Source organism: Halalkalibacter oceani (assembly GCF_040544555.1).
Lineage (GTDB): Bacteria > Bacillota > Bacilli > Bacillales > Bacillaceae_D > Halalkalibacter > Halalkalibacter oceani.
Map to the genome: position 1 here is coordinate 75,683 of NZ_JBEPKD010000015.1, position 24,341 is coordinate 100,023.

Below are 24,341 nucleotides of genomic sequence, written 5' to 3' on the forward strand. Positions count from 1 at the left end.
ACCTTCCCTTCATTTCTTCTAGGCTGGCAATTACCGACCAGCCGACCATTCACGTCGCACTAGCATGTGGTTCATTGTTGCCTGCGCGAATCGCTTTAATCTCCCGCTTTAAAAAGATCGTCACGACGAGAGCTGAGGCAATTAAAGCGGCAAAGATATAAAATGTTTGATCATAGCTGTTTGTCGTTGTGCGGATAAACGAAACGACCATCGGGCCAAGGACACCTGCTAAAGCCCAGGCTGTCAGCAAATAGCCGTGAATCGCGCCTAATTGCTTCGTGCCAAATAAATCGCCGATAAAAGCCGGTAACGACGCAAAGCCGCCGCCGTAAATCGAGACGATTACATACATCAGGATTTGAAACATAACCGCGCTCGTAATCGTTGGCAGGATGAAAAATGAAATAAGCTGGACGATGAAAAAAATGAGATAGACGTTTTCTCGTCCTAAATAATCAGAGAAAGATGCCCAGGCAATTCTTCCCCCTCCATTAAACAAGCCCATCACGCCGACAATTCCCGCCGCGGCGATGGCCGAGATCCCTACTTTCTCCTGCGCCATTGGCGAGGCGACAGAAATGAGCATGATGCCGGATGAAATATTAATAAACATCATCCACCACAGCATCCAAAAGCGCTTTGTTTTGATCGCTTCGTTTGCAGTCAACTGCGACAAGTCCGCCCTTTTGACGAGCTTGCCAGCCTCTTCTTCCTTTTGCGATGACATCATCCATCCTTCAGGCGGTCGGACAATGTAGGCAGCTCCAAGAACCATCAGAGCAAAATAGACAGCGCCAAGAAGAAAGAACGTATTTGCCGTCCCGATTCGTTCAATTAACTGGGCCGCTACCGGACTGGCGATCAGCGACCCGGCTCCAAACCCAAACACCGCCATCCCGGTTGCCAGACCGCGCCGGTCAGGAAACCATTTGACCAATGTCGATACCGGGGCTATATAGCCAATCCCCAACCCAATTCCGCCAAGAACGCCATACGTCAAATAAAAGAGATAGACATTTCCGACATTTATCGCCATCCCTGTCCCAATTAGTCCCAACCCGAACAAAATAGCCGATAAAAAGGCGGAAACACGCGGTCCTTTCTCCTCAACAAATCTGCCAAAAAAAGCGGCTGACATCCCTAAAAAGAAGATCGCAATCGTAAAGGCGATCGTCACGGTTGTGCTTTCCCAACCCAGTTCAGTATGTAACGGTGTTTGAAAAACACTGTACGCATACACAGACCCGATTGAGAGATGAATGAAAATAGCGGACAACGCAATGAACCAACGATTTTTTTTGGGTCTGTCCATTTTCCCACTCCTTTAAAAAAAGTTAGTGTTAGTATGAACGTCTTCGCTCATTTGATACTTATAAACAAGAAAGGAATTGCAGCATATGGAAATTGTCGGATTTTCTCCCATAAAACTTTTCCCATTTCTTTGACATTATAAGAAAATTCAGATTAAAATGGGAATATAGGCGATGGAAAACGCGTACGAAATAGTAAATAGAAAAAAGGGGGAATTTGATGAAGAAAAAACTGGGCTTTCTATCAGCGGGCTTTCTTTCACTTGGACTAATCTTAGGAGCATGTGGCGGCGGGGCCGAGCCAGAGCCTGAAGAGCCAGTAGGTGATGAGACAGCTGATACAGGCGAAGAGCAGGAGCCGGCAGGTGACTACGAAACAGACTTGCAGCTAGGAACAGGGAGTACTGGCGGTACATATTATCCGCTCGGCCAGGAAATCGCCAACGTCTTAAATGCAAACGTCGACTATGATGGATTTAACGTCAGTGCCGTGGCCTCCGGCGCCTCGGTTGACAACCTCGGGCAAATTTTCCGCGGTGAAATGCAGCTTGGTATGACGGTTCACATCCCGGCAATTGAAGCAATGGCTGGGGAAGGAGATTTTGAAGGAGCAGTCGTTGATAACTTCGGTTTCTTAGGCTATATTTACCCGGAAGTGATGCAGGTCGTCACAACGGCCGACTCGGGAATCACTTCCATAGAGGACCTTAGAGGAAAGCGCGTCGCGATCGGACCAGCCGGCAGCGGGACACAGTCAGCGGCTCGTCTGATTCTCGAAGCTTATGGAATTGAAGACGGCGACTATGAGCCGTTCGAAGAAGGCTTCGGCGACGCCGCGGCCCGCATTCAGGACGGTCAGCTTGATGCTTCTTTCGGGCTTCTCGGCTTGCCGGACAGCACAACAGCTGAGCTTTCCCTTCAACGCGAGGTTGTCATTTTACCAATTGAAGGAGAGGCGCTCGCCTATGTTGAAGAGAACAGTGATTACGGCGGCTATGAAATCGCGGCAGATGCTTATGATTTCCTTGACGAACCTGTAAGTACAGTTACTGCTTATGCGATTCTTGTCGGTTCTCTTGACCAGGTAAGCGAAGAACTCGGCTATGAGATCGTGAAAGGATTATATGAAAATACGGATAGCATCACCCACCCGCAAGGAGAACATATGACAATGGACAACGTCCTGCTCGGCTCTGAAAGCCTGCCATTCCATCCAGGTGCCGAAGCGTATTTTCAAGAGCAGGGATTGATTGACTGATGAGCGCAAAGAGACTGGGCATCTCGCTGTCCAGTCTTTTTTTGCCTCTTCTTCCTTCCCTGTCGTTTTCCAAGAGTCGATCCATTTCATGACTATTAAGGTGGTGAAAGCTGAATGAAAGAAAAACAGCTCGAACCGGCAACGGTCGAAAACGCTGAAGAAATTTTGCGGAAATATGATAAAGAATCAAACTACCGCACGAACCTGCAAAAATGGGCATGGGTCGTCTCGATCCTCGCGATCACCTTCACTCTTTTTCAGCTGTATACATCATTTCGCGGCGCCTATGTCAGCCTCATTCAAGGTGCGATCCATTTAGCCGGCGGATTATCGTTGATTTATATTTTGTACCCACTCAAGCGTTCGATGCTGAAAAAAGCGGGTGTTCCGTGGTATGATGGCGTCCTTGCCCTGCTTGCTCTAACGGTAAACTTTTATATCGTGTTTGAATACGAACGGCTGACAAGCAATCAGGTGCAAATTCTCGGCTACAGTGACGTCGATATAATCGTGGCCACGCTCGGCGTGCTGCTCGTTCTCGAGGCGACGCGACGGGCGGTCGGGTTGCCGATTGTTATTATCGCTGGGGCGGCCTTATTGTACGGGCTGTTTGGACAGCATTTTCCGGTCGCCCAATTCCGTCATGCCGGCTTTGATTTTGAGCGGCTCATGACGTTAATGTTTTTTAATACGGAAGCGATCTTTGGCACGCCAATCCGCATTTCGTCCACCTTCATTTTCCTTTTTCTCTTTTTCGGGGTGATGCTGACAAAAACGGGAATTGGCCAGTTTTTCAATGACCTGGCCTTTGGCGCGACGGGACGAATGACAGGTGGAACGGCGAAGGCTGCCGTCACGGCCAGCGGACTTCAAGGAATGGTTACGGGCAGCTCTGTCGCCAACACCGTCAGCTCCGGCTCATTTACGATTCCGATGATGAAGCGCGCTGGCTTCAAGCCGGAATTTTCAGCCGCTGCAGAAGCTTCCGCCTCAACCGGCGGACAGATCATGCCGCCGATCATGGGGGCGGCGGCCTTTATTATGGCAAGTAATACGGCCATCCCCTACCAGGAAATTATTTTAATTGCTATTATTCCTGCTCTTCTCTATTTTTCCGGTGTGTTTATGGGTACCCATTTCGAAGCAAAGAAACAAGGCATTCATGGGTTACCGAAAGAGCAGCTGCCTTCATTAAACGGCATTCTCAAACGGCTCGATTTGCTCGCGCCGCTCGCCGCGATCATCATTATGCTCTACCTCGGTTTCTCACCGACACGGGCTGCTCTTTTTGGAATCGGCGCCGCCTTCTTCGTCAGCTTATTCCGCAAAGATACACGAATGGGTATTCGTGACATCATCGATACGCTCGAGCAGGGGGCGCGAATCGCCTTACCTGTTATCGCCGCCTGTGCCACCGCCGGAATTATTGCCGGGATCGTCACGACAACGGGGTTAGGAGGAAAAATTGCCGGAGGGATTATCGACCTTGCCGGAGGCGTTTTCCTGCTTGTCTTGTTTTTCACGATGATCGCCTGCATCCTGCTCGGAATGGGGTTACCGACGACAGCAAACTATGTCGTAACGGCTTCAATGGCCGCTCCGGCGCTGATGGCGTTTGACAATGTTCCGCTGATTGCCGCCCATTTCTTTGTGTTCTATTTTGGGATTGTCGCTGATATTACACCACCTGTCTGTCTCGCCGCCTATGCTGGCGCCGGGATTGCCAGAGCCAACCCGATGAAAGCGGGAGCGAACGCCTTTAAACTGGCGATCGCAGCCTTTATCATTCCGTATGCCTTTATGTATAACCCGGTGCTTTTATTAGTCGACGCGAATGTACTGGATATCGCAATCGCACTCGGAACAGCGCTTCTCGGGATGGCCGCAGTCAGCGCGGCGATGATGAACTATTTCGTGACCACGACAAACATAGTGGAGCGTATTTTCTTATTCATTGCCGGCGTTGCCTTAATCTTCCCGGGGCTTCTTTCCATTGCTGGATTGATTGTCGTGCTTGTCATCGTCGGTATCCAGCTTTTACGGAAACGCGGGAAAGACGAAAAGCAGGCAACTGCTTAAAGCCTCAGAAAGGGGGAAGCGGTGGATGACAAGGCTGGGACAAAAGGTTGTTGTTTGACCTTTTTCCCAGCCTCTCTAAGCAATGAGCGGAACCGCCACGATCTTTTAAAGCCCGTTGTGAGGAAGCTGCTGAAAAAGTGAAAATCGTACTTTTTCAGCAGCTTTTTCGTAATGAGCGTAGCCGTTGCCTGATTTTGAAAGCCTTGCTACGAGTGGTTTTTTCGTAGTAAGGCGCGCAACGCGCGGAGCCATTACTCTTCTTCGAGTTACGGAAAAAGAGGTTTTTCAGTGGCCTCGTTGTGAGTGGGTTTCTCGCAACGGGCTTGTGGCGTGTGAAGCCATTGCCAGTAGGTCCAAAGCTAGTTTTGTCTCAAGCTCTATGGCATTAGGAACCGCCAGGATATCTCCATTATTCATAAAATACGTCGAAAGAGGCCCACAGCTCTTCCAGCTGCTGCAGCCGCAGCTGGACTTTTTCGTGTTCTGAGCGCGTAACGGCCGTAATCAACGCGCTTGCAATGCTGTGGGGCGCCGCAAAGGAATCGATGAACGAATTGATTTCTGTCGCCGCCAGCAAAACGTGGTCGCCGTATGGAACGAGCGGAGATAGGGCGTGATCGGTAATGACAATCGTGTTAGCTCCCCGCTGCTTGACATATTTTAATACTTCAACCGTCCGTTTCGTGTAACGGGCAAAGCCAAAGCCGATGACAAGATCATCCTCAGTAATATCAAGCAGATGTTCTGAGACACCGTCAGCCTGCTCAACCAATTCAGTATTTTGTAAAACGAGATCTAAATAAAAGGTTAAAAAATGTCCGAGACTTGCCGCACTGCGGTAAGCAATGACATAAATCCGCTTCGCCCCTATCATACGCTCAACAGCCCGCTCAAACTGTTCCGGCTCAATTTGCCGCAATGTCGCCCGCAAATTAGCGATGTCATCCGTTACAATTTCTGCGAAGGCGTGGGCCGGCCGCTCATCCCGGTCCGTCGTCCGGGCAAACACTTCGGCCGATGTCATTTTCTTTTGCAGCGCCTCCTGCAAATGGCGCTGCATATCCGGATAGCCCTCGTAGCCTAAGAAAACCGCAAAGCGGATCACCGTCGCTTCGCCCACCGCTGCATGCTTTGCCAATTTGGATGCTGTCAAAAAAGGGGCAGTATCCGAGTGCTGAATCAAATAACCGGCAATTTTCTTTTGTGATTTGCTCATGTTTTCTTGCCGCTCCATAATCCGTCTATACACATCATTGCTTAACACAGACATCACTCCTTTGCGTCACCCTCCCACGAGCCGCGTTAACACCCGGTCATACGCCGCGATTGTCCGTTCCACCTCCCGCTCCGTATGCGCCGTGGATAAACTGTAGCGATTCAGAGGCTTCGTATAGATGCCCTCATTTAACAAAAGCAGGTCGATCATTTTCCGGGTGGCAAGATCGGACGCTTGAAGATCGCGATAATTGAGGATGTCATGTTCTGTTAGGACGACATTAAAGATCGAACCGGTGCCAACCGCCTTCATCGGTACTCCTTTCCGCTTAAACAAAGCTTCCAGTTCCTGTTTAAGCATATCGGTAACGGCAAAGACATTGTCGATCTCTCTTTGAAGCACTTCAATCGTTTTTAGTCCTGCTGCTAAAATTAGCGGGTGACCATTGTACGTGCCGCTGTGAAAAACAACATCCTTTGCCCGTGAAAAGCGACTACCGGATTGCTCAAACAGATCCGCTCCTGCCGCCGGAGACGTCAGCTTCATAATCTCTTTCCGGCCTCCTGTAATGCCGAATGGAAATCCGCCGCCGATCACTTTCCCAAGCGTTGTCAAATCCGGCTTCACCTGATACCATTCCTCAGCACCGCCAAGCGTAATGCGAAAGCCCGTTTTCACTTCGTCAAAAATGAGCAAAATCCCAAGCTTTTTCGTTATGTTTCGTAAACCTGTGATAAAACCGGGTGTCGCCGGGATAAATCCGCCCTGTAACGGTTCAATGATTACAGCCGCAAGCGAAGCCTGATGTTCCCGCAATAAGCGCTCACAGGCAGCTAGATTGTTAAACGGTAAAATAAGCGGCGCTTCTCGCTCCCTTTCCTGAATGCCCATCGATTCCTGGACAGCGCAGGGGACATCTGCCGGTCCGGCTTCTGAAAGCGGCGGATTGACGCTGTAAAGAACGTCATTGTATCCCCCATGATAATGCCCTTCAAACTTGGCAAGCCGCGTTTTATTTGTGTAGGCCTTCGCAAGCCGCACGGCTAAAAGCGTTGCTTCGGTTCCGGAGTTCGTGTAACGGAGCCGCTCGATACTCGGATAAAGCCGTTGAATTTCCTGACCAAACGTCACTTCCAACGGATGCGGGGCACCAAACAAGAATGTTCCGGCATCTGCGAGCAACTCATCTATCGCCTGTTTCATTTCAGGATGACCGTGCCCGAGCATTAATGCCCCGTAAGCAAGTAAATAGTCGACGTATTGTCGATCGTCGACATCCGTAATAAAGGCTCCTTTGCCTTTTTTCATCACAAGTGGATAGGGCGAAAAATGCTTAATATTGGCCGTTACCCCGCCAGGCATTACCTGTTTCGCCTGTTCAATCCACGCTTTCGAATGGGACGTTTTCGCTGTATATTCGTATTCCGGCCTTGTGCCTTCTCCCATCGCCATCCATTCATCCCTCACCTTACGTTTTTTCTTTTCCTTATATAGATATGAAAATGACGGTTTTCTATCTTATGCCTCTACCTATTTTTGAATGATAAATTTCATGAAAATTCCTCAATGAAGCCGATCCTTCTTTGAAAGAAACGATGTCAAAATAAAAACAGCCAACAGCGACCAGGATAGGTACACTGTTGGCTTTGCCTCAACGGTAAGCGGGATGTCCGCTCCGGAGTTGGACTTCATACTATAAACATAAAGGCTTCATCGTTTGCTTGACATTTTTTTCACAAAACAGAATGCCGTCCGGCTCCTGGCCGTTTCCATTTACCTCGTCAGTCACAAGAACAGGATCCTTTTGCCCAAGCCATGCCGTTACATCATCTGTTTCCTTTTGCAGCTTCTGTTTAATTACTTTTATCGCAGCGTCATCCGTTCCTATAAAAACAGTTTGGATCGACGAATCCCACTTCACCTCATAGCCTAACGCTTCGCTAATAAATCGAAGCGGCACCATTGTCCGGCCATGAATTACTTTTGGCGGTACATCGAGGAAATAAGCTTGTCCGTTTCGTTTGCCCTGCTTCTTTCCAATCACCAGCTCAATCGTTTGGTCTCCTTTTTTAGCGGTTACGGTTTGGGCCTTTTGATTCCATTTCACCGTTGCCCCTAATGCTTCAAAGACTCCTCTTAAAGGAACAAGAGTCCTTCCCTGCTCAATGACTGGAGCCTGGTCAAATTGATGGCGGTCTGCCTCGATAAACACGGCGATTTCTTTCGGTGCTGCATACGCTGCAGCCGCGCCACTGCAAACTATAAATAAACATCCTAGTAAACATGCCCAAACTTTCTTCAACACTTTCCCTACTCTCTGAACGTTTTCCTTCATTATAGCATTACCTTTCGGCGTATGATCATATTTTCCCCATCGAAATTACGTAATTTCCGCCTGAATCTGCTTCGTATAGAAGAAGCGGACGATAAAGAAATAAATGATTTGGATCACGAGGAACGAACCGAGGACAATTGCCGATTCCCTGACCAAGCTTTCGTAAAACAAATGCGATAAAGCTGTGAGCGCGACAGCACCGTGAATCAAAGCGACCACGATCGGCGCAAAAAACAGCAGGGCGGTTTGCCGGCTGAGCACCTTTTTCAATTCTGTTACACTTAATCCCATTTTGGCAATCGCCCTGAACTTCTCTTTATCTTCAGCCACATCCATATAAAGCCTGAAATAGAGAAAGCTCCCGGCAGCCACAAAAAAGACAAGTCCGATGAACAGCCCGACAAACATGATCGGCGCATACCCTCTTTTCGTTTGATACACTTCGTAATCTCCAGAGGAAATAGAGGAAAGCGGAAGCTCCTCATACACTCTTTCAGCCACATTCAGTATCCTCTGGTCTCCATCTGCGGCCTGCCAGACATGATAGCTTCTTTCCTCTACCGAAGCAGGAAGAAGCTCCGAAAAATCATGATCCGTTACAACAAAATAAGAATCGACTTCCGGAAGCGCTCTCGATTCAATCGAATCAGTGGCCGTCACATGAACACCCGTTGCTAAAGGTACTGTCTGGCCGAGCAGTTCCTCTGTTTGGTCATAGGCCATCCCTTCGAATTCGACGACCATCATTTGTCCGTTTTCCAATTCAAGCTCCTCTTCACCAATCAGTTCGGCAAAGCGGTTAAAATCAGACTGTCTCGCTAGTAAAATCTGGTCTCCAGCAACTTCATAATAGCTAAGCATCATCTGCGCCTTGTCCGTTTCAACCTTTTCCTCAGCCAGCACGGTTTCTACCAAGGCAATGTCTTTCTCGACATCTCCCTCATCACTTTCCAAATAGGCAAAGGTATTCGGATATCTCATTTCTGTATAGCTCGTAGAAACACTTTGGAAGCTGTACAACGTTCCCATCGCGCTGAATGCGACGGTCGAGACCATCGCGACCATAAAAAACGTCCTGGCATTGTCTTTCATGCGAAAGGAAAGATCAGAAAATAACAGCATATTCGTTTTATGCCAAAACATCGCTTCGTTTTTTTTCAAGCGGCGAATGATAAACACGCTTAATTGCGTAAATAGCAAGTACGTTCCGATCGTCACGACAATAATGACTGGCAGCATCGCCGCCAGGACGACCACGCCTTCTACGAGCAAGGCAACTCCATATCCCGCTCCGAGCAAAACGACGGCACATATAACCAAAAAACGGTTGGCTGCCGGCTCGCCCTTTGATTTTTTAGCACCCTTTATTAATTCAATCAGCTTCTTAGTCCGGAGTACATAAGAAACAAATAAAGAAATGACAAAGAAGAGCACGATAAAAGAAACGAATGTTAACCCAACCGCCTGCGTCGGGAGGTAGAACGGCAATTCGTCCCCGATGACGAGAATATTTTCCGCAACGAGCAGGATCGCTTTGGCGAATACGAGCCCAAGGCCAACTCCGCCAATTGTCGCAAAGAAGCCGATGAGCATGTTCTCCAAAAAAACCATCATGCGGATTTGCCTGACCGCCATCCCCTGGAGCATTAGTAAACCGAATTCTTTTTTGCGCGACTGTAAAAAAGAGCTCATTGAATAGAGAATAAAGAAAAACGAGAAAACATAGATGATCCCTGCGGAAATATTCATTCCCTGCTGGACATTCGAATTCATCTCACTGCCGCTCAAGGCGGGGTGATAAGCAAAAATAGCGAACGTAAAAAAGACCATCACCGTAAACATGCTACTCAGGAAGTAGGCCGCATAAAGCCGTTTATTGCGGAGCACATTGTTAAACGCGAATTTGCGAAAAGTCATGTGCATCCCCTCCCATGAGCGAAAGTGTATCGATTATTTTTTGGAAAAACGATTGCCGGTTCTCGCCGCGGTGAATTTCCGAATACAACTTACCATCACGGATAAAGACGACGCGGTTGCAATAGCTCGCCGCTTGAGGATCGTGGGTAACGAGCATCATCGTCGTCCGCTCCTGCTGATTGATTGATTCCAGCATGCTCATGACATCCTTCGATGATTTTGAATCAAGATTGCCCGTCGGTTCATCCGCAAGCAGCAATTTCGGCGTGTGAATCATTGCCCTCGCCACAGCCGCCCGCTGTGCCTGCCCACCGGAAATTTCATAGGTTCTTTTGCTCATAATACCGGTAATCCCGAGCTTTTCAGCAATTTCAGCCGCCTTCTGCTTCATGTCCTTCACCTTATGTCCATCCAATGTTAGCGGGAGGACAATGTTTTCCTCTACCGTTAATGTATGAAGAAGATTAAACTCTTGAAAGACAAAGCCTAATTCACGACGGCGGAACTTAGCCAACTCATCTTTTTTTAACTGATGAGGATTTTTCCCATCAATCAGCACCTCGCCGGCTGTCGGTTCATCAATGGTCGCAATTAAATTCAGCAACGTCGTTTTTCCACTGCCTGACGGACCCATGATCCCGACAAATTCTCCTGTCTCAATTGTTAGGTTAATATCTGTTAACGCGCGGTATGTCATTTTGCCATCATAGATTTTACTTACTTGTTTCACATCCAGCATCACAGAATCTCCTTTCGCTTCCATTCATTTGATCTGTGATTTAGTATAGCGCCGCTGCCCTCTCCCGTACTATTGATTCAGCTTTCACTTTCCTTACATGCCTGTAAGGTTTTGCGTCGGCGTAAAAACAACTCGGAAAGTCGCCCCTTCGCCCTGTTCCGACTTCAGCTCGATCCGGTGATCAAGGTGTTTCGCAGCCTCCATCGTGACATAGAGTCCCATTCCTGTCGATTCCCGAAAAAGACGGCCGTTTTCTCCGGTAAAGAAAGGCTGAAAAACCCGCTTTTTATCTACTTCCGGAATCCCGACACCAAAATCCTTCACTTCGAGGACAGCCTCTTTCCCTCTCTCATAAATCGAAATGATGATGTTATTGCTTTTGCCACTCGAATATTTCACCGCATTATGAATAAGCTGGGATACGATGAAAAGCAGCCATTTTTCATCCGTTTCGACAACGATTCCTTCACTTTCCACGTCCAGCTTCGGGTAGACTTTATTGCGAATATAAAACCGCTTATTCTCCCCGTTCACCTCATTGACAATCTTGGTCAATAACACCGGCTTAATATGAAAATCCTGCTCAATCGAGCGGAGCCGCGCCATATAAAGTACAGTATTTAATCCCGTCTGCATACGCTGCGTTTCTTCACGAATATTTGAGGAATCCGGTTCGTCCAGTGCTTGCGCTGTTAATTCAATCACAGAGAGAGGTGTTTTCATTTGATGAACCCATTGATTGATATACTTGAGATGTTCTTCCTGCTGATGCTCTACTTTTTTAATCTGTGTCTCGTAATGCTTGTACTGATTTTTCAACAACGTATCTAGCGCGACGGAGATCGGGCTTTGTTCCGTACTGCGGATGGAATCGTCCAGCGATAAAAGCGACTCGCTCAGTCTTTTGTAAAACAACCGGCGACTGTAGTAGTGATAAATCAAATAGCACGTTAAAAAAAAGAAGCCGAGAAAAACCGCATAAAGGGCGACACTTAAATTGCGATTTCCAGCAAGCCAATAAAGGCCGAAGATGATAGCGGACTGAATGACTTGAACAAGAACCAGAAGAAAATGCTCTCTGAGGAATAATATCATTGCTCTTCTCCTTTTAACGAGGAAACGTTTAGCCGGTATCCCGCGCCTCTTACCGTTTCCACAGCATCAGGCAAGCCCAGTTCCTGAAATTTCTTCCTGACTCGGGCGATATTAACGTTTAATGTATTTTCGTCGACATAGGCCTGATCGTCCCACAGCTTCTCCAGCAGATCCTCCCGGCCGGCAATTCGCGGATAACGTTCCAGCAAGCTTTCAATAATATCCGCTTCTTTTTTGGATAGCGATGCCGTCTTATCGGCAACCGTCAATTCCAGCCTCTCAAGATAGAGGGTTAACCCCTCTTTCGTTAATACCCGTTCTTCTCTTTGCACCGCATACTCCCCATAGGCGCGGCGCAGCTGGCTTCGTACTTTGGCGACCACCACTTCGGCGTGAAACGGCTTCGTAATATAATCATCGCCTCCATTTTCCAATGCCATCACCTGATCCATTTCACCAATTCGCGCAGACAAAAAAATAACAGGGCAAATCGATTCCTTGCGAATTTGCCGGCACCAGTAATAGCCGTCATAGCTCGGCAAATTAATATCAAGCAGCACCAAATCAGGCTGATATTCGGTAAACGCATTCAATACTCGTAAAAAATCTTCAACCACTTTCACATCATAGCCGTACTTAAGCAGATAAGACTGCAAATGCTCGGCAATTTTCGGATCGTCCTCGATAATCATAATCTTTTGCATGTTGTCACCTCTTTGTCCAAAATCATTATGGCACAGAACCGTCGTTTCGACAAAGGGCTTAAAGCTCCGCGAAAAGAGCCCGGGTCAAAAAGTGGATTCCACCTTTTGACCCGGGCCTACACTCGGCTTTGTTCCCGCCTGCTGTTCCTTCATTCAAAAATCTATTTAACCAACGTCTTCATCAACCCTCCCCAAAACGTGGAGTAATGCTTCCACTCTACAAATTCACGGGAACCCCAATGAGGTGCGCAGTCACTGGCGAATATCGCCGTTTTCCCTTTTTCATATGAGCCGAGCACTAAAATAGGGTCTGCTTCATGTTGTAATAGAATGTCTGTATTTTCTTTGGCGCTCAAGCGATTATAGCCAAGCAAGGTTGGCCATTGTCCAAATCCGTCCACGAGCGGATGCTTCTTAGCCAACTCGGGCCGGAAACCTTGTGGCATTTCAACACGATCATCACCATCTTCCATCAGTACCGGCAGCACTTCGGCCAATGGAGAGTTTTTGTAATTCGCTTTTCCTTCGATGCCCATAAACGATAGATAACCGCCAATCATCGCCAATCCGCCGCCCTCTGCGACAAACTGCTTGATCAGTTCCAATGCATTTGGGACGATTTCCATCTGATAGAAGGTGCTGTTTTGCAAAAGGAATGAGTTGGCTCCTATATCACTGATCACGATTGCATCATAGTCTTTCAGTTCTTCGAGTGTACACGGGAAGCGAACCTGCACCTCATGAGCCGGGACATAAGTGACATCAATCCCTTCGTCCTTTAAACAAGTTAGCAACTGTGTCGCTCCTTCTTCGTACTTTGTTGAAGTAAAGCTGTCATAACCTTTCGTATGAATCATATGAATCACCCATGATTCACCAATAAATAATAGTTTCATCTTGTTTAACTCCTTTATTGTTAGTCGCTTTCTTCTTTCACCTTGCACCAGTCTATCATCGTCAGCGCAATCACTTTCGTCGCCTCAATCACTTCGTCGACCGGAACAAATTCATCACTATGGTGAGCCATTCGCGGGTCCCCTGGGCCGAAGTTAATCGTCGGAATGCCCACGTTCACCGGCCAGCCCATATCGGTATGAAAACAAAGCCCTTCGATAACGGGTTTTCTGTCCAACTGCTCAAGGGAATGAGCACACTGTTGAACAAATGGATGTTCACTGTCTGTCTCAGCACAATCGGCATCAATCAGCCATTCAATTTTAACTGGATTGGCTTGTAACCAGGAATCCTGCTCCGCAACTTTTTTCATCAAGGTCTCGATTTCTTCCTTCACCTTGCCACCAAGAAGATTGGCATCCCTCTCAGATGGCAAGTATTGCGCATTAAACGTAATTTCAACACGGTTCGCATAAGCCGTTGGATATTCACCGCCCTGGATTTGAGCAAGATAAATTTGACAAGGGATGGGCAAAAGTGGGTGTGTTTTTTCCACACTCCATTTTTCATTTAACTCATCAATCCCTTTCATCACCAGCTTAGCCTTCTCAATCGCATCAACTGCTCCGCCATCTTTCCAGTCGGCTTTCGGCATTTCAATATGACCAGCCCGTCCTTTGATAATCAGCTTCCCCCATAAGATGCCGCGGCATAATGGCGCAATTTGCAGCGAGGTCGGCTCTGTCAAAATGCATCCGTCAGTGCGATAGCCCTGGGCGATAAAATCGAGAGCGCCCATCCCGCCGGCTTCCTCGTCAACAACGGTACCGACTACTACATCGCCTTTTAATGGCACATTCGTCTTTTTTAAAGCCTCTACCGCCGAGATCATGGAGGCGACGCCACCCTTCATATCGACAGCACCGCGGCCATATAGTTTACCATCACTAATTTCGGCGGCAAATGCCGGCTTCGTCCAATTTGATCCTTCCTTCACGACATCAATATGTCCAAACAGGAGCAGAGAGTTTCCATCACCTTCTCCTTTGAAGGTCGCCGCAAGGTTCGGTCTGTTCGTAAAGTCTCTTCCTGGATAGTAGCCTGCTCTTCCTTCATATTCACGCAAAGCATCCGCATTTGGCTCCCATTGCTCTACTTCTGCCCCAAGCTTTTTCATCTTATCTGCAATATACGCCTGCACCCCTTTTTCGTCCGAAAGCTCTGTCGCTTCTCCAAACCAGGGGTTGACACTGGGAATGTTGATGAGTTCTTTTAACGTCGTCAAAATGTCATCGTGATGCTCATCAATCCAACTTAGCACTCTCTCTTTTTCATTCATATGACATCCTCTTTTCTATACTCTCATTTTAAATTTCCGCTCACCGATGAACCTCTCCCACGGGTTGATCATTTCATCCCCGAAAGCATCCTTTTTGTTCTCGATCATAAATAAATAATCAGTATCCCTGTTTACCGGATAGGCCGGACTATGCCAAATTCCTTTTCCGATTATAATGCCTTGACCGGGCTTTAAGAGAAAGCATTTCACTGTTTGAATATCCGGTGCTTCCTCAGGATCTGCAAGATCACGATATAATCCGACCGGCTGAATAATCTCATCATACAAAGGAAGCAAAATTTCCTCACGGCTGACATGCCGTTCCATTGAATCGACAATCAGCTCTCTTTTCTGCGTTCTGACCATCCCGACCCCGACGCGGGTTGTGGCTTCCATATTCGCAAGATAACTCCAGCAATCCCACCCCTCTCCTTCTTTTGAAGGAGGGGCGTCGGGGATTTCGAAGCAGCGCCCGTATGGTTCAAAGCTTGAATCTGTAAGCGGTTCGACCTGAATCGTTTCCATCATTCATCACCTCCGGATTAAAAATCAAATTCGCCGATATTTTCTTCTGTTAAATCAATCGTTCCAGTAAAGATGTTCTGTCCTTCCACTCTGACGCTGCCGATATTCGCAATTTCCAGTTCACCTTCCGGAATTTCGTTTCCATTCGCTAATTCATTTAAAACATATACAGAAACGTAACCAAGCATGGCCGGGTCCCATGTAATAATCTTTTCAATGATCCCTTCTTCAATGTAATTTTCAACTAAGCTAGGGACGGCAAAACCTGTGATTGCAATCGAACCAGCTTCGATACTGCCATTTTGAATCGCCTGAGCAACAGCCTGGGCAGCTGCCGGAGGCTCTCCACCGGCGAAGCCGACAATTCCATCAAGCTCTGGATACGTATTTAACAGATTTTGTGCATTATCATAAGAACGTTGCTGATCGTCGTCGCTTGCTACTACAGTGACGATATTGATGTCCGGATAGTTTGCCTCAAAATAAGCTTCCGCCGCATCGACACGATCGATTTGGTTTGTCGAGCCCAATCCTGCAACCATAAATGCCACATCTCCGGCTCCGCCAATCTGATTAGCAATTTCTTCTGCAAATGCTTCTCCTAATTCTGCATCAGTCGCTGGTGTGACATAATACGCCCGCTCTGAATTAGGCGCGTCACTGTCCCATGTGACAACCGGTATCCCCTGTTCGATCGCTCTCCCAATGACCGGGACAACCGCTTCTCCATCATTCGGTGAAATCCCAATCCCACTGACTTCCCGGATCATCATGTCCTGAATCATATTAATTTGATCAGAAGAGCTCGTTTCCGTTGGAGCGTTAAAAATAACTTCCACACCTAGATCTTCCCCAGCCTGTTCAGCACCTCGTTCAGCTGCTGTAAAATAAGCCGGACCAATTGATTTCGGATTAATAAAGAAAGAGTTTGTTCCCTCTGCCACCTCTTCACCGGCGCCTTCTTCTGCCGGACTTGGCTGATCCTCAGACCCACACGCTACTAATGTAAAAGCAGTAAAGATTGATAGACTAGCAACTAACCATTTTTTCATTTTTTCTTCCTCATTTCGTTTATGATTTTTGCCTGCTTACAGCAATTAGAATAAACAACCCTAAAATAACCATTTGGAACAAACTTGAGACACCCATTAAGTTCAAACCATTATTTAATACACCGATAATGACAACACCGATCATTGTTCCGACCAGACTTCCTCTTCCGCCGAAAATATGGGTACCACCGATTAAAACGGCTGTAATGACAGAAAGCTCAATCCCGCTTCCAGTTGTCGCTTCTGCCGTAGCAAGGCGTGAAACGAGAAAGACCCCGGCAAGAGCAGCAAAGAAGCCATTACAGACTAGAATGATAAAGCGAGTTCGAACTTCGTTAATTCCGGAAAAATGAACAGCCTCTTCGTTGTTCCCTAGCGCATACGTATAGCGGCCGAAGCGCGTCTGACGTATGAGGTAATACGCTAATACAAAGGCAATAACGAGTACAATCGTATTAAACGGGAGACCGCCCAGCTGACCTTGTCCTAAAAAGTAAAATTCCGGCGGATAGCCGCTGATCGGCCTTCCTTCAGTCAGAACATAAATGAAGCCGCGCAGCATAACCATTGTTCCGATGGTGACAACGATTGCCTGCATTTTGAACTTGGCAATGAGCAATCCATTTAAAGCCCCGCATAAAATCCCGACGATAAGAGCGAGGATCACACTAAGCCAAATATCAAGACCGGCCATCGTATGAAACATCCCTAAAGCAACAGCGGCTAATCCCATAATCGAGCCCACCGACAAATCCATGTTTCCTGAAATAATCACATAGGTCATCGGAATTGCAATCAGTCCAATTTCAACAATTTGGCTTAAAATGTTGAAAATATTTCCCTGTGTCAGGAAGTACGGAGACTGAAGGCGGAAGAAAAGACTCAGTCCAACTAAAAGCAGTAACAATATCACAATTTGATTATTGACGAAAGGGTGGATCGTTTTTTTCATTATCGTGATCATTTGAGCTTACCCTCCAGTTTCAAGCTATCCTTCCACCTCTTTAATGAATTAATAATAATCGCGACAATGATTAGCAAACCGGTAATCGCATCAACCCAATAGGGAGAAAACTGGCTGATGATCACACCGTTCTGAATAATGCCGAGCAATAAAATACCAAACATCGAGCCGACGATTGTACCAGTTCCGCCGAAAATGCTCGCACCGCCAATTAAAACGGCAGCAATCACATCAAAGGAGATATTTAACGCGGCAGTGGACGCCTGTATGCTTCCGACGTTTGAAGCATAGATCGCCGCGGCAACCGCACTGAGCATCCCACTGTACAAATAGACAAAAAACTTTGTCCGCTTCATCGCCATCCCGGAAAGACGGGCTGCATTCTTATTCCCGCCAATCGCATAGATTCGTCGGCCGAATCTCGTAAATCCGAGGATCAGGATAAAGCCACACGCCAAGACAAACAGGACAAGCACCGGAAAAGAAATGCCGAGTAATTTTCCCTGTCCCAGAAATTCGAATTCCTTTGGAAAGTTGGTCACCCACACGCCACCGCTAACGAATACAGCAATGCCACGAAAAATATACATTGTCGCCAGTGTCGTGATAATATCCGGAATATTGAACATCGTAATAATGAAGCCGTTAATAGCCCCACATAATGCCCCTACCACAATACCGAGTAAGACAGCGAGCCACATATTCACTCCCGCATTCACCAGCAGACCAACAATAGTCGCGACAAGGGCAAGCACCGCTCCTACGGATAGATCCATCCCTCCTAATAAAATGACCATTGTCATCCCAATCGCAATAATTCCCGTTATCGTAATTTGCAGGAGAATCGTCTGCAAGTTCGACATTTGTAGAAAGTTGGGAGAGAGGGTCGTAAAGATGAAAAAGACAATCAATGTAAACAAGATAATCGGTGCCTCATGAATGCTCATAATTCTTTTCATGTTGTTTTCACCTCAATTCCGCCCGGGCTCGAAGCAATCGCCAAAAGCTCATTTTGCTCGACTTCGCCATAGCTGTATTGCTTCACAATTGCTCCTTCGTGCATCACGAGAATCCGGTCACTCATCCCTATGACCTCTGGCATTTCAGTCGAGATAAAGAGGATACTCATCCCTTCATTTGCCAGCTTTTGAATCAGTGCATAGATTTCCGCTTTTGCTCCGACATCAACCCCACGCGTCGGCTCCTCCAAAATTAAAATCTTTGGATGGGTGACGAGCCATTTTGAAAGAACAATTTTCTGCTGATTTCCTCCACTGAGTAAATTGACGACCTGTTTCTCGTGTGGTGTTTTAATTTGCAAATCCTGAATATATGTTTGAATGATTTCTTTTTCTTTCTTTTTGTTCAGTTTCGAATAGTAAGATAATTTTTCGAGGATGGTTAGCGTCAAATTTTCTTGGACAGTCATTTCCTTTACGAGACCATGACGATGACGGTCAGGCGGCACATAGCCAATATCATTCTTCTTTGCCTGTTTTGGCCTGCTGATTTTTACCTTTTTCCCATTAATGCTGATTGTTCCTCCGCCTCTTTTTAAGCCGAACAAACGCTGGGCGACATTGTGGGTACCTGCCCCCACCAGACCGAACAGACCAACGATCTCACCTTTCCTTAACTCAAAGCTCACCTGATGGCGAGGGGTGATTTCCAGATCCTGCACTGCTAGCACAACGTCCTCACTGATCGCTTTCGTTTTGCTCGGATAAAGCTCGTCCACCGCCTTCCCGACCATCATGCTGATCAGTTCACTCTGGGTCGTCTCCTGCACAGGCTTTGTCGCAATTTTATTTCCATCACGTAACACTGTCACTTTATCTGCAATTTCAAATACTTCGGGCATTCGGTGGGAGACATACACAATCGCCACCCCTTTTTCCTTTAATCGCCTGACAACCTCCAGCATATTTTTCACTTCATTTTCCGGCAAGGCAGCTGAAGGCTCGTCCATAATCAAAATGTCAGCATCAAAGGAGATCGCCTTGGCGATTTCAACAACCTGTTGGCTTTGCACACTTAAATCCTGCACCTTATCGCGGACATCGATCGTTGCCCCCAATGATTCGATCAGTTCCTGGGCTTTGTTGTACATGGATTTCCAGTTGATCAGGCCTGCTTTTCCTAAAATCGAAGAACGCTCAATAAAAATATTCTCGGCCACCGTTAAGTTTGGAAACAGATTAAACTCCTGATGAATCATTGAAATACCAGCGTCTTCAGCATCTGCAGGTGATTGAAACCGGACTTCCTTTCCTTTTACATAAAACGTCCCGTCTGTCGGTTGATAAAGACCGGAGAGAATCTTCATCAAGGTCGACTTCCCTGCTCCATTCTCTCCCATTAAGGCGTGTACTTCCCCTTTATAAAGATCCAGGTCGACATTCGATAATGCTTTTACACCTGGGAAGGATTTATCAATCCCAGACATTTTTAAGATCAAACTTGTCATGTTACCCTCCCCTTCTTGATGCGTTCACTAAAAAAGCTCTCTCATTTAAGCTTTTTTACAGCTTTGGCGATTTCAGTCTCCGTTGGCATTCCCGTCTGAGCTCCTTTTTTTTGTACCGAAAGCGCAGCTGCGATGTTTGCAGTCACCACGGCCTGCTCCAGCTCATAACCACGTGCTAGCTCAGTTGCTAATACTCCATTAAACGTATCACCCGCGCCGGTTGTATCGACAACAGTAACCTTCATGCTGTCAATATGCCGCAAATCATGATTAACCCAGAAGTCAATTCCATCCTTGCCCTTCGTCTGAATCACTTTCTGTTGAAAAGCCGTTTGCATGTGCTTATCCGCTGAAAAAATCGCCCGGTGCTCATGCTCATTTGGCGTCAAGTACTGTACTTTTTCGAGAAACGGTCGTGACAGTTTACGTGCGGGAGCAGGATTATACACAACTGGAACACCGATTTCTCTGCACACCTCAACAACCTTTTCCTGTGTTCGAAATGGAATTTCATTTTGCATTAAAACAATATCCGCTTCTGTAAAAAGTGCTGTAAGCTGTTCAATGTGGACTTCATTTAAGCTGCCGTTTGCCCCCTCATCAATAATGATTGAGTTCTCGCCATTGACTACCGTCACTAACGCTTTGCCGGTATTACATTCTTCGTTCACATGCACATGCTTTGTATTAATGGAATGAGCTTCTAAATTGTGCAATGCATTTTGCCCTAGATCATCGTCACCGACCGCGCCGACGAAGGATACTTTTGCTCCAGCGCGAGCAGAGGCAACAGCCTGATTGGCGCCCTTCCCCCCCGGAAAAACATTGAAGCTCGTAGCTACTATCGTTTCGCCCGGGGTCGGCCACTTTGCCGCAGTTACGACAAAATCCATATTGATGCTTCCCACTACTACGACATGCGGTTTTAAACATATATTTTTCAATGTATCTCTCTCTCCCTTGCTACTACCTCAGTGGCTTTGTTGTGCCCCGTTGGATCAATTCCACCGGGAAGGAATGGCTACTGCTTTCTTTCTCCTGCAGCTGATTTTCAATTTGGGCGATAAGTAAGATCGCTGCCTGCTCACCCATCTTATAAATCGGCTGCTGAATTGTCGTCAGCTGGGGACTCGTATGTTTACAAAGATCAATCCCATCATAGCCAATAATTTGCAACTCATCTGGAACTGAAATCTGATACTCTTTGGCAGCCATCAATACACCGGCAGCAATTAAATCATTACCAGCAAAAATCGCATCATACTCGACCGCTTTTTTAAATAACGATTTACCTAATTGATAAGCAGCCTCTGTGGCATAATCACAGTCCATCACATGAGCTGCAAGATTGTTTTTTTTCATAACTTCCTGATAGCCTTCTGCTCTCTCCGTCGCCGTTGTCACATTATGTGGGCCGCGAATATGCAAGATTCGCTTGCTGCCAGTCTGCAGCAAATATTCGGTCGCAATCCGTCCTCCCTCTTTATTTTGGGAGGAAACGGAAAGCACCCGTTTATCATGAACCCGATCCAGAAACAATGTTGGAAATGGAAGTTCATCATAAGTAATGTCCTCATTGTTCTGGTTCATAATGATTAGTCCGTCGACGTATTTATGCGTCAGCTCTCTTACATATTTTTTTTCTGTTTCCGGATTGGACTCCGTATTACAAAGAATCAACAAATATCCTAGCCTCTGCGCCACTGCCTCAACCGCCTTTGCTAATTCCGGGAAAAAGGGGTTCGTAATATCTGGAATCAGGAGACCGATCGTATTCGATTTTTTCTTGAACAACATTCGAGCGACCTCATTAGGTGTATAGTTCAGTTCAGCAATTGCCGCTTCGACTTTCTTCAATGTTTCTTTTCCGACATAACCTTTCTTATTAATGACTCTCGAGACCGTCGCTTCGGACACATTAGCACGTTTGGCAACTTCACGAATAGTTGTTGGAAACACCTCCCTTTTGTGTAACGGGTTACACATCAGCTATATAAATTCTGTAACCCGTTACACATCTCTCAATAAAAAATATTATAATATAAATATTATTTTTAATTTTCAGTATAATTATGCTTTGTCATAATGTCAACTGATTTTCTGAAAAACTGTAACCCGTTACATATATCAGTTAACTTCATTATAACGGACATAAAGAGGATATCTACTTATCCGTCAGATTACCTGACGCGCTTTTTATGGCTTTTTATGGCTTTTTATTCGTAAAATCTAAAACCACTAACAAAAAAGCCGTAAGACAGATCATATTGATCTGTCTTACGGCTTTTTCATAATACGGGTGAGAGGACTTGAACCTCCACGTCATAAGACACTAGATCCTAAGTCTAGCGCGTCTGCCAATTCCGCCACACCCGCATATTACAAAATGGTGAGCCATGAAGGACTCGAACCTTCGACCCTCTGATTAAAAGTCAGATGCTCTACCAACTGAGCTAATGGCTCTTGCTGTTTTTCAGTGATGATTTTCATGATGATTACGGACGATGCTTCACTTCGATGTTTTGCCTGTTCCTTCCTCTTCCCGCAGCGCTCTGATGTAGATGCGTCGGAACAACTCGAAGATTATCACAGAAGCTTTGCTCGTCACTGAGCTAATGGCTCTTGCTGTTTTTCAGTGATGTCATGGAATCAATGGTGACCCGTACGGGATTCGAACCCGTGTTACCGCCGTGAAAGGGCGGTGTCTTAACCGCTTGACCAACGGGCCACTGGCGGAGAAGGAGGGATTTGAACCCTCGCGCCGCTCGCGCGACCTACACCCTTAGCAGGGGCGCCCCTTCAGCCACTTGGGTACTTCTCCATGGCTCCACAGGTAGGACTCGAACCTACGACCGATCGGTTAACAGCCGATTGCTCTACCACTGAGCTACTGTGGAATATCATTGTCATTTTTTCATCGCACGCTTGCGATACCAGTCTCTTCCTTTTAACAGCTCCGCTGCCTGCTGTATCGAGGCAACTCGAGGCTTTTCGACGATGCTTAGGCTCGTCACTGAGCTACTGTGGGAATGGTGGGCCTGAGTGGACTCGAACCACCGACCTCACGCTTATCAGGCGTGCGCTCTAACCAGCTGAGCTACAGGCCCCCAATAGCTAAAAATCAAAAAGCGGGTGATGAGAATCGAACTCACGACATCAGCTTGGAAGGCTGAGGTTTTACCACTAAACTACACCCGCACATTTTTCAATTAATATTCTCAATTATTTCAGCACGCGACCTACATGCCTCTTCCTCTGCCAGCTACCCTTCGAAGTTGATGCGTCGAGGCAACTCGAAGACTTTCACGATCGTGTTGCTCGTGGCTGAGGTTTCAACCACTAAACTAACCCGCATAGGAATGATGAAAATAAATGGCGCGCCCTGAGAGATTCGAACTCCCGACCTTTTGATTCGTAGTCAAACACTCTATCCAGCTGAGCTAAGGGCGCTTATTATTAAAGCGGAAGACGGGATTCGAACCCGCGACCCCCACCTTGGCAAGGTGGTGTTCTACCACTGAACTACTTCCGCGAAATGGCTGGGCTAGCTGGATTCGAACCAGCGCATGACGGAGTCAAAGTCCGTTGCCTTACCGCTTGGCTATAGCCCAATACATATGTATAAATGGGGCGACTGATGGGAATCGAACCCACGAATGCCGGAACCACAATCCGGTGCGTTAACCACTTCGCCACAATCGCCACACACTAATAAAATGGAGGGGGACGGATTCGAACCGCCGAACCCGGAGGGAGCGGATTTACAGTCCGCCGCGTTTAGCCACTTCGCTACCCCTCCACTATAAGATCGTACAATGGCGGTCCGGACGGGACTCGAACCCGCGACCTCCTGCGTGACAGGCAGGCATTCTAACCAACTGAACTACCGGACCAATGGTATTGCGGGGGACGGATTTGAACCGCCGACCTTCGGGTTATGAGCCCGACGAGCTACCAGACTGCTCCACCCCGCGTCGTTATTAAGTATTCGGATGATGTTTCTCAAAGGAGATTAGAACTCTCCTCTTCCTGACTATTCAAGGAAGCTTTCATGCGTCGAGTTTACTCGCCGCTATTTCAGCGGATGCTTTGCTTGTTGCTCCACCCCGCGTCGTTATTAAGTATTCGGATGATGCTTCTCAAAGGAGATTAGAACTCTCCTCTTCCTGACTATTCAAGGAAGCTTTCATGCGTCGAGTTTACTCGCCGCTGTTTCGGCGGATGCTTTGCTTGTTGCTCCACCCCGCGTCGTTAAAAAGTACTTGAATGATGCTTTCTCTTCAACTTGTCCATTTTTTAAATGATAACCATTATTCTCATTTTACCATTGGCTGGCTTAAGAATAAAGAAATTATGGCGGAGGAAGAGGGATTCGAACCCCCGCGCGGTTTAACCCGCCTGTCGGTTTTCAAGACCGATCCCTTCAGCCGGACTTGGGTATTCCTCC

19 protein-coding genes and 15 tRNA genes are annotated in these 24,341 nt (G+C 47.0%); 2 read left to right on the plus strand and 32 right to left on the minus strand.

Annotation, left to right across the window (positions count from 1 at the left end):
• Nucleotides 1-49: 49 nt before the first annotated feature.
• Nucleotides 50-1,312: an L-lactate MFS transporter gene (locus ABMB67_RS15660; RefSeq protein ID WP_354572653.1), complete on the minus strand. Its 1,263-nt coding sequence runs from the start codon at nucleotides 1,310-1,312 to the stop codon at nucleotides 50-52.
• A gap of 218 nt (nucleotides 1,313-1,530) precedes the next feature.
• Between ABMB67_RS15660 and ABMB67_RS15665 the strand changes: the two genes are divergently transcribed.
• Together ABMB67_RS15665 and ABMB67_RS15670 are read left to right on the plus strand one after the other, a co-directional pair.
• The gene (locus ABMB67_RS15665; protein ID WP_354572654.1) at nucleotides 1,531-2,568 is read left to right on the plus strand and encodes a TAXI family TRAP transporter solute-binding subunit; all 1,038 of its coding nucleotides are present in this window, start codon (nucleotides 1,531-1,533) and stop codon (nucleotides 2,566-2,568) included.
• 114 nt (nucleotides 2,569-2,682) lie between these two features.
• The gene (locus ABMB67_RS15670) at nucleotides 2,683-4,647 is read left to right on the plus strand and encodes a TRAP transporter permease (RefSeq protein ID WP_354572655.1); all 1,965 of its coding nucleotides are present in this window, start codon (nucleotides 2,683-2,685) and stop codon (nucleotides 4,645-4,647) included.
• Between the two features lie 409 nt (nucleotides 4,648-5,056).
• Here ABMB67_RS15670 and ABMB67_RS15675 read toward each other — a convergent pair whose 3' ends face one another.
• The 31 genes from ABMB67_RS15675 to ABMB67_RS15825 form a co-directional block, all read right to left on the minus strand.
• On the minus strand, nucleotides 5,057-5,911 hold the full coding sequence (locus ABMB67_RS15675; protein ID WP_354572656.1) for a MurR/RpiR family transcriptional regulator: 855 nt from the start codon (nucleotides 5,909-5,911) through the stop codon (nucleotides 5,057-5,059).
• Nucleotides 5,912-5,929: 18 nt separating this feature from the next.
• A complete protein-coding gene (locus ABMB67_RS15680) occupies nucleotides 5,930-7,315 on the minus strand; it encodes an aspartate aminotransferase family protein (protein ID WP_354572657.1) in 1,386 nt (461 codons plus the stop codon).
• 241 nt (nucleotides 7,316-7,556) lie between these two features.
• A complete protein-coding gene (locus tag ABMB67_RS15685) occupies nucleotides 7,557-8,198 on the minus strand; it encodes a copper amine oxidase N-terminal domain-containing protein (RefSeq protein WP_354572658.1) in 642 nt (213 codons plus the stop codon).
• A 45-nt stretch (nucleotides 8,199-8,243) separates the two neighbouring features.
• Nucleotides 8,244-10,115 carry an ABC transporter permease gene (locus ABMB67_RS15690; RefSeq protein WP_354572659.1) on the minus strand — a complete coding sequence of 624 codons (1,872 nt, stop codon included), beginning with the start codon at nucleotides 10,113-10,115 and terminating at the stop codon, nucleotides 8,244-8,246.
• Nucleotides 10,090-10,854 (minus strand): ABC transporter ATP-binding protein, encoded by a 765-nt coding sequence (locus ABMB67_RS15695; protein WP_251224044.1) that lies wholly within the window; start codon nucleotides 10,852-10,854, stop codon nucleotides 10,090-10,092. Before ABMB67_RS15695 ends, ABMB67_RS15690 begins: the two co-directional genes overlap by 26 nt.
• Nucleotides 10,855-10,947: 93 nt before the next feature.
• Nucleotides 10,948-11,949, minus strand: coding sequence for a sensor histidine kinase (locus tag ABMB67_RS15700; RefSeq protein WP_354572660.1), 1,002 nt, complete (start codon nucleotides 11,947-11,949; stop codon nucleotides 10,948-10,950).
• Nucleotides 11,946-12,653: a response regulator transcription factor gene (locus ABMB67_RS15705; RefSeq protein ID WP_251224046.1), complete on the minus strand. Its 708-nt coding sequence runs from the start codon at nucleotides 12,651-12,653 to the stop codon at nucleotides 11,946-11,948. Before ABMB67_RS15705 ends, ABMB67_RS15700 begins: the two co-directional genes overlap by 4 nt.
• A 161-nt stretch (nucleotides 12,654-12,814) precedes the next feature.
• Nucleotides 12,815-13,549, minus strand: a complete 735-nt coding sequence (locus ABMB67_RS15710) for a glutamine amidotransferase (protein WP_251224047.1) — start codon at nucleotides 13,547-13,549, stop codon at nucleotides 12,815-12,817.
• Nucleotides 13,550-13,569: 20 nt separating this feature from the next.
• Nucleotides 13,570-14,886 carry an ArgE/DapE family deacylase gene (locus ABMB67_RS15715; protein WP_251224048.1) on the minus strand — a complete coding sequence of 439 codons (1,317 nt, stop codon included), beginning with the start codon at nucleotides 14,884-14,886 and terminating at the stop codon, nucleotides 13,570-13,572.
• Nucleotides 14,887-14,901: 15 nt separating this feature from the next.
• The gene (locus ABMB67_RS15720; protein WP_251224049.1) at nucleotides 14,902-15,414 is read right to left on the minus strand and encodes an ureidoglycolate lyase; all 513 of its coding nucleotides are present in this window, start codon (nucleotides 15,412-15,414) and stop codon (nucleotides 14,902-14,904) included.
• A gap of 14 nt (nucleotides 15,415-15,428) precedes the next feature.
• Complete coding sequence (locus ABMB67_RS15725; RefSeq protein ID WP_251224050.1) at nucleotides 15,429-16,463, minus strand: autoinducer 2 ABC transporter substrate-binding protein; 1,035 nt, start codon at nucleotides 16,461-16,463, stop codon at nucleotides 15,429-15,431.
• Between the two features lie 19 nt (nucleotides 16,464-16,482).
• The gene (locus ABMB67_RS15730; protein ID WP_251224051.1) at nucleotides 16,483-17,427 is read right to left on the minus strand and encodes an ABC transporter permease; all 945 of its coding nucleotides are present in this window, start codon (nucleotides 17,425-17,427) and stop codon (nucleotides 16,483-16,485) included.
• Entirely contained in the window at nucleotides 17,424-18,386 is a 963-nt protein-coding gene (locus ABMB67_RS15735; RefSeq protein WP_251224052.1) for an ABC transporter permease, read from the minus strand. The genes ABMB67_RS15730 and ABMB67_RS15735 overlap by 4 nt, the downstream gene beginning before the upstream one ends.
• Nucleotides 18,383-19,894 carry a sugar ABC transporter ATP-binding protein gene (locus ABMB67_RS15740; protein WP_251224053.1) on the minus strand — a complete coding sequence of 504 codons (1,512 nt, stop codon included), beginning with the start codon at nucleotides 19,892-19,894 and terminating at the stop codon, nucleotides 18,383-18,385. Before ABMB67_RS15740 ends, ABMB67_RS15735 begins: the two co-directional genes overlap by 4 nt.
• A gap of 41 nt (nucleotides 19,895-19,935) precedes the next feature.
• Nucleotides 19,936-20,838 (minus strand): ribokinase, encoded by a 903-nt coding sequence (rbsK, locus tag ABMB67_RS15745; RefSeq protein WP_285890509.1) that lies wholly within the window; start codon nucleotides 20,836-20,838, stop codon nucleotides 19,936-19,938.
• A 22-nt stretch (nucleotides 20,839-20,860) separates the two neighbouring features.
• Nucleotides 20,861-21,853 carry a LacI family DNA-binding transcriptional regulator gene (locus tag ABMB67_RS15750; protein ID WP_251224055.1) on the minus strand — a complete coding sequence of 331 codons (993 nt, stop codon included), beginning with the start codon at nucleotides 21,851-21,853 and terminating at the stop codon, nucleotides 20,861-20,863.
• A gap of 335 nt (nucleotides 21,854-22,188) precedes the next feature.
• Nucleotides 22,189-22,270 (minus strand) — tRNA-Leu (locus ABMB67_RS15755).
• An 11-nt stretch (nucleotides 22,271-22,281) separates the two neighbouring features.
• Nucleotides 22,282-22,357, minus strand: a tRNA-Lys gene (locus ABMB67_RS15760).
• A 190-nt stretch (nucleotides 22,358-22,547) separates the two neighbouring features.
• Nucleotides 22,548-22,622 (minus strand) — tRNA-Glu (locus ABMB67_RS15765).
• 2 nt (nucleotides 22,623-22,624) lie between these two features.
• Nucleotides 22,625-22,715: transfer RNA gene (locus ABMB67_RS15770), tRNA-Ser, on the minus strand.
• A 1-nt stretch (nucleotide 22,716) separates the two neighbouring features.
• Nucleotides 22,717-22,791 (minus strand) — tRNA-Asn (locus tag ABMB67_RS15775).
• A 133-nt stretch (nucleotides 22,792-22,924) separates the two neighbouring features.
• Nucleotides 22,925-23,001: transfer RNA gene (locus tag ABMB67_RS15780), tRNA-Ile, on the minus strand.
• A gap of 20 nt (nucleotides 23,002-23,021) precedes the next feature.
• Nucleotides 23,022-23,092 (minus strand) — tRNA-Gly (locus ABMB67_RS15785).
• Between the two features lie 175 nt (nucleotides 23,093-23,267).
• Nucleotides 23,268-23,344 (minus strand) — tRNA-Arg (locus ABMB67_RS15790).
• A 10-nt stretch (nucleotides 23,345-23,354) separates the two neighbouring features.
• Nucleotides 23,355-23,426, minus strand: a tRNA-Gly gene (locus tag ABMB67_RS15795).
• A 4-nt stretch (nucleotides 23,427-23,430) separates the two neighbouring features.
• Nucleotides 23,431-23,505, minus strand: a tRNA-Gln gene (locus ABMB67_RS15800).
• A gap of 15 nt (nucleotides 23,506-23,520) precedes the next feature.
• Nucleotides 23,521-23,596 (minus strand) — tRNA-His (locus ABMB67_RS15805).
• Nucleotides 23,597-23,611: 15 nt separating this feature from the next.
• Nucleotides 23,612-23,693, minus strand: a tRNA-Tyr gene (locus ABMB67_RS15810).
• A gap of 17 nt (nucleotides 23,694-23,710) precedes the next feature.
• A tRNA-Asp gene (locus ABMB67_RS15815) sits at nucleotides 23,711-23,787 on the minus strand.
• Between the two features lie 7 nt (nucleotides 23,788-23,794).
• Nucleotides 23,795-23,868, minus strand: a tRNA-Met gene (locus ABMB67_RS15820).
• Nucleotides 23,869-24,248: 380 nt separating this feature from the next.
• Nucleotides 24,249-24,341: transfer RNA gene (locus ABMB67_RS15825), tRNA-Ser, on the minus strand.

Excerpts from the sequence above, each read along its gene's own strand:
- ABMB67_RS15735 (WP_251224052.1), bottom strand. The coding sequence starts at position 18,386 with ATGAAAAGAATTATGAGCATTCATGAGGCACCGATTATCTTGTTTACA.
- ABMB67_RS15710 (WP_251224047.1), bottom strand. The coding sequence starts at position 13,549 with ATGAAACTATTATTTATTGGTGAATCATGGGTGATTCATATGATTCAT.
- ABMB67_RS15685 (WP_354572658.1), bottom strand. The coding sequence starts at position 8,198 with ATGAAGGAAAACGTTCAGAGAGTAGGGAAAGTGTTGAAGAAAGTTTGG.
- ABMB67_RS15715 (WP_251224048.1), bottom strand. The coding sequence starts at position 14,886 with ATGAATGAAAAAGAGAGAGTGCTAAGTTGGATTGATGAGCATCACGAT.
- ABMB67_RS15695 (WP_251224044.1), bottom strand. The coding sequence starts at position 10,854 with ATGCTGGATGTGAAACAAGTAAGTAAAATCTATGATGGCAAAATGACA.
- ABMB67_RS15670 (WP_354572655.1), top strand. The coding sequence starts at position 2,683 with ATGAAAGAAAAACAGCTCGAACCGGCAACGGTCGAAAACGCTGAAGAA.
- ABMB67_RS15705 (WP_251224046.1), bottom strand. The coding sequence starts at position 12,653 with ATGCAAAAGATTATGATTATCGAGGACGATCCGAAAATTGCCGAGCAT.
- ABMB67_RS15680 (WP_354572657.1), bottom strand. The coding sequence starts at position 7,315 with ATGGCGATGGGAGAAGGCACAAGGCCGGAATACGAATATACAGCGAAA.
- ABMB67_RS15665 (WP_354572654.1), top strand. The coding sequence starts at position 1,531 with ATGAAGAAAAAACTGGGCTTTCTATCAGCGGGCTTTCTTTCACTTGGA.
- ABMB67_RS15690 (WP_354572659.1), bottom strand. The coding sequence starts at position 10,115 with ATGACTTTTCGCAAATTCGCGTTTAACAATGTGCTCCGCAATAAACGG.
- ABMB67_RS15740 (WP_251224053.1), bottom strand. The coding sequence starts at position 19,894 with ATGACAAGTTTGATCTTAAAAATGTCTGGGATTGATAAATCCTTCCCA.
- ABMB67_RS15720 (WP_251224049.1), bottom strand. The coding sequence starts at position 15,414 with ATGATGGAAACGATTCAGGTCGAACCGCTTACAGATTCAAGCTTTGAA.
- ABMB67_RS15730 (WP_251224051.1), bottom strand. The coding sequence starts at position 17,427 with ATGATCACGATAATGAAAAAAACGATCCACCCTTTCGTCAATAATCAA.
- ABMB67_RS15660 (WP_354572653.1), bottom strand. The coding sequence starts at position 1,312 with ATGGACAGACCCAAAAAAAATCGTTGGTTCATTGCGTTGTCCGCTATT.
- ABMB67_RS15725 (WP_251224050.1), bottom strand. The coding sequence starts at position 16,463 with ATGAAAAAATGGTTAGTTGCTAGTCTATCAATCTTTACTGCTTTTACA.
- ABMB67_RS15700 (WP_354572660.1), bottom strand. The coding sequence starts at position 11,949 with ATGATATTATTCCTCAGAGAGCATTTTCTTCTGGTTCTTGTTCAAGTC.